Origin of the sequence: Pseudomonas aylmerensis (genome assembly GCF_001702265.1) — a bacterium.
GTDB lineage: Bacteria > Pseudomonadota > Gammaproteobacteria > Pseudomonadales > Pseudomonadaceae > Aquipseudomonas > Aquipseudomonas aylmerensis.
Window position 1 is genome coordinate 1 of the sequence record NZ_MAUE01000043.1, and the last position, 3,332, is coordinate 3,332.

2 tRNA genes and 1 rRNA gene are annotated in these 3,332 nt (G+C 50.7%); all 3 read right to left on the reverse strand.

Annotated features, from left to right (window positions below):
- Nucleotides 1–36: 36 nt before the first annotated feature.
- Nucleotides 37–2,928 (reverse strand): 23S ribosomal RNA (locus BBG20_RS25740).
- Between the two features lie 237 nt (nt 2,929–3,165).
- Nucleotides 3,166–3,241 (reverse strand) — tRNA-Ala (locus tag BBG20_RS25745).
- Between the two features lie 10 nt (nt 3,242–3,251).
- Nucleotides 3,252–3,328: transfer RNA gene (locus BBG20_RS25750), tRNA-Ile, on the reverse strand.
- Nucleotides 3,329–3,332: the final 4 nt, after the last annotated feature.

Sequence of the window (3,332 nt, forward strand, 5' to 3'; positions counted from 1 at the left end):
TTTCAGCTCGAAGCAAGCAAATTGCTTGGGTGTTATATGGTCAAGCCTCACGGGCAATTAGTATTGGTTAGCTCAACGCCTCACAGCGCTTACACACCCAACCTATCAACGTCGTAGTCTTCGACGGCCCTTCAGGGAACTCAAGGTTCCAGTGAGATCTCATCTTGAGGCTAGTTTCCCGCTTAGATGCTTTCAGCGGTTATCTATTCCGAACATAGCTACCCGGCAATGCCACTGGCGTGACAACCGGAACACCAGAGGTTCGTCCACTCCGGTCCTCTCGTACTAGGAGCAGCCCCTCTCAAATCTCAAACGTCCACGGCAGATAGGGACCGAACTGTCTCACGACGTTCTAAACCCAGCTCGCGTACCACTTTAAATGGCGAACAGCCATACCCTTGGGACCGGCTTCAGCCCCAGGATGTGATGAGCCGACATCGAGGTGCCAAACACCGCCGTCGATATGAACTCTTGGGCGGTATCAGCCTGTTATCCCCGGAGTACCTTTTATCCGTTGAGCGATGGCCCTTCCATACAGAACCACCGGATCACTAAGACCTACTTTCGTACCTGCTCGACGTGTCTGTCTCGCAGTCAAGCGCGCTTTTGCCTTTATACTCTACGACCGATTTCCGACCGGTCTGAGCGCACCTTCGTACTCCTCCGTTACTCTTTAGGAGGAGACCGCCCCAGTCAAACTACCCACCATACACTGTCCTCGATCCGGATAACGGACCTGAGTTAGAACCTCAAAGTTGCCAGGGTGGTATTTCAAGGATGGCTCCACGCAGACTGGCGTCCACGCTTCAAAGCCTCCCACCTATCCTACACAAGCAAATTCAAAGTCCAGTGCAAAGCTATAGTAAAGGTTCACGGGGTCTTTCCGTCTAGCCGCGGATACACTGCATCTTCACAGCGATTTCAATTTCACTGAGTCTCGGGTGGAGACAGCGCCGCCATCGTTACGCCATTCGTGCAGGTCGGAACTTACCCGACAAGGAATTTCGCTACCTTAGGACCGTTATAGTTACGGCCGCCGTTTACCGGGGCTTCGATCAAGAGCTTCGCGTTAGCTAACCCCATCAATTAACCTTCCGGCACCGGGCAGGCGTCACACCCTATACGTCCACTTTCGTGTTTGCAGAGTGCTGTGTTTTTAATAAACAGTCGCAGCGGCCTGGTATCTTCGACCGGCATGAGCTTACGGAGCAAGTCCTTCACCCTCACCGGCGCACCTTCTCCCGAAGTTACGGTGCCATTTTGCCTAGTTCCTTCACCCGAGTTCTCTCAAGCGCCTTGGTATTCTCTACCCAACCACCTGTGTCGGTTTGGGGTACGGTTCCTGGTTACCTGAAGCTTAGAAGCTTTTCTTGGAAGCATGGCATCAACCACTTCGTTAACTAAAAGTTAACTCGTCATCAGCTCTCGGCCTTAGAATCCCGGATTTACCTAAGATTCCAGCCTACCACCTTAAACTTGGACAACCAACGCCAAGCTGGCCTAGCCTTCTCCGTCCCTCCATCGCAATAACCAGAAGTACAGGAATATTAACCTGTTTTCCATCGACTACGCTTTTCAGCCTCGCCTTAGGGACCGACTAACCCTGCGTCGATTAACGTTGCGCAGGAAACCTTGGTCTTTCGGCGTGGGTGTTTTTCACACCCATTGTCGTTACTCATGTCAGCATTCGCACTTCTGATACCTCCAGCAAGCTTCTCAACTCACCTTCACAGGCTTACAGAACGCTCCTCTACCGCATCACTTACGTGATACCCGTAGCTTCGGTGTATGGTTTGAGCCCCGTTACATCTTCCGCGCAGGCCGACTCGACTAGTGAGCTATTACGCTTTCTTTAAAGGGTGGCTGCTTCTAAGCCAACCTCCTAGCTGTCTAAGCCTTCCCACATCGTTTCCCACTTAACCATAACTTTGGGACCTTAGCTGACGGTCTGGGTTGTTTCCCTTTTCACGACGGACGTTAGCACCCGCCGTGTGTCTCCCATGCTCGGCACTTGTAGGTATTCGGAGTTTGCATCGGTTTGGTAAGTCGGGATGACCCCCTAGCCGAAACAGTGCTCTACCCCCTACAGTGATACATGAGGCGCTACCTAAATAGCTTTCGAGGAGAACCAGCTATCTCCGAGCTTGATTAGCCTTTCACTCCGATCCACAGGTCATCCGCTAACTTTTCAACGGTAGTCGGTTCGGTCCTCCAGTTAGTGTTACCCAACCTTCAACCTGCCCATGGATAGATCGCCCGGTTTCGGGTCTATTCCCAGCGACTAGACGCCCTATTAAGACTCGCTTTCGCTACGCCTCCCCTATTCGGTTAAGCTCGCCACTGAAAATAAGTCGCTGACCCATTATACAAAAGGTACGCAGTCACAGAACAAAGTCTGCTCCCACTGCTTGTACGCATACGGTTTCAGGATCTATTTCACTCCCCTCTCCGGGGTTCTTTTCGCCTTTCCCTCACGGTACTAGTTCACTATCGGTCAGTCAGTAGTATTTAGCCTTGGAGGATGGTCCCCCCATATTCAGACAAAGTTTCTCGTGCTCCGTCCTACTCGATTTCATGACTAAGAGATTTTCGCGTACAGGGCTATCACCCACTATGGCCGCACTTTCCAGAGCGTTCCGCTAATCTCAAAGCCACTTAAGGGCTAGTCCCCGTTCGCTCGCCACTACTAAGGGAATCTCGGTTGATTTCTTTTCCTCAGGGTACTTAGATGTTTCAGTTCCCCTGGTTCGCCTCTTGCACCTATGTATTCAGTACAAGATAACCATCTTATGATGGCTGGGTTCCCCCATTCAGACATCTCCGGATCAAAGTCTGTTTGCCGACTCCCCGAAGCTTTTCGCAGGCTACCACGTCTTTCATCGCCTCTGACTGCCAAGGCATCCACCGTATGCGCTTCTTCACTTGACCATATAACCCCAAGCAATCTGGTTATACTGTGAAGACGACATTCGCCGAAAATTCGAATTTCTCAATTAAGAGAACTCACAAATTTTACCTTAGCCTGATCCGTTACCAGTGAAAGTAACGTTCAGTCTATCTTTCTATCACATACCCAAATTTTTAAAGAACGATCTAATCAAAGACTAGAAATCAATATTCATTAGTGAATATTCATTTCTAAACTCTAACAGCAGAAGCAGTTAATGGTGGAGCCAAACGGGATCGAACCGTTGACCTCCTGCGTGCAAGGCAGGCGCTCTCCCAGCTGAGCTATGGCCCCATAACAAAATTGGTGGGTCTGGGCAGATTCGAACTGCCGACCTCACCCTTATCAGGGGTGCGCTCTAACCAACTGAGCTACAGACCCAATT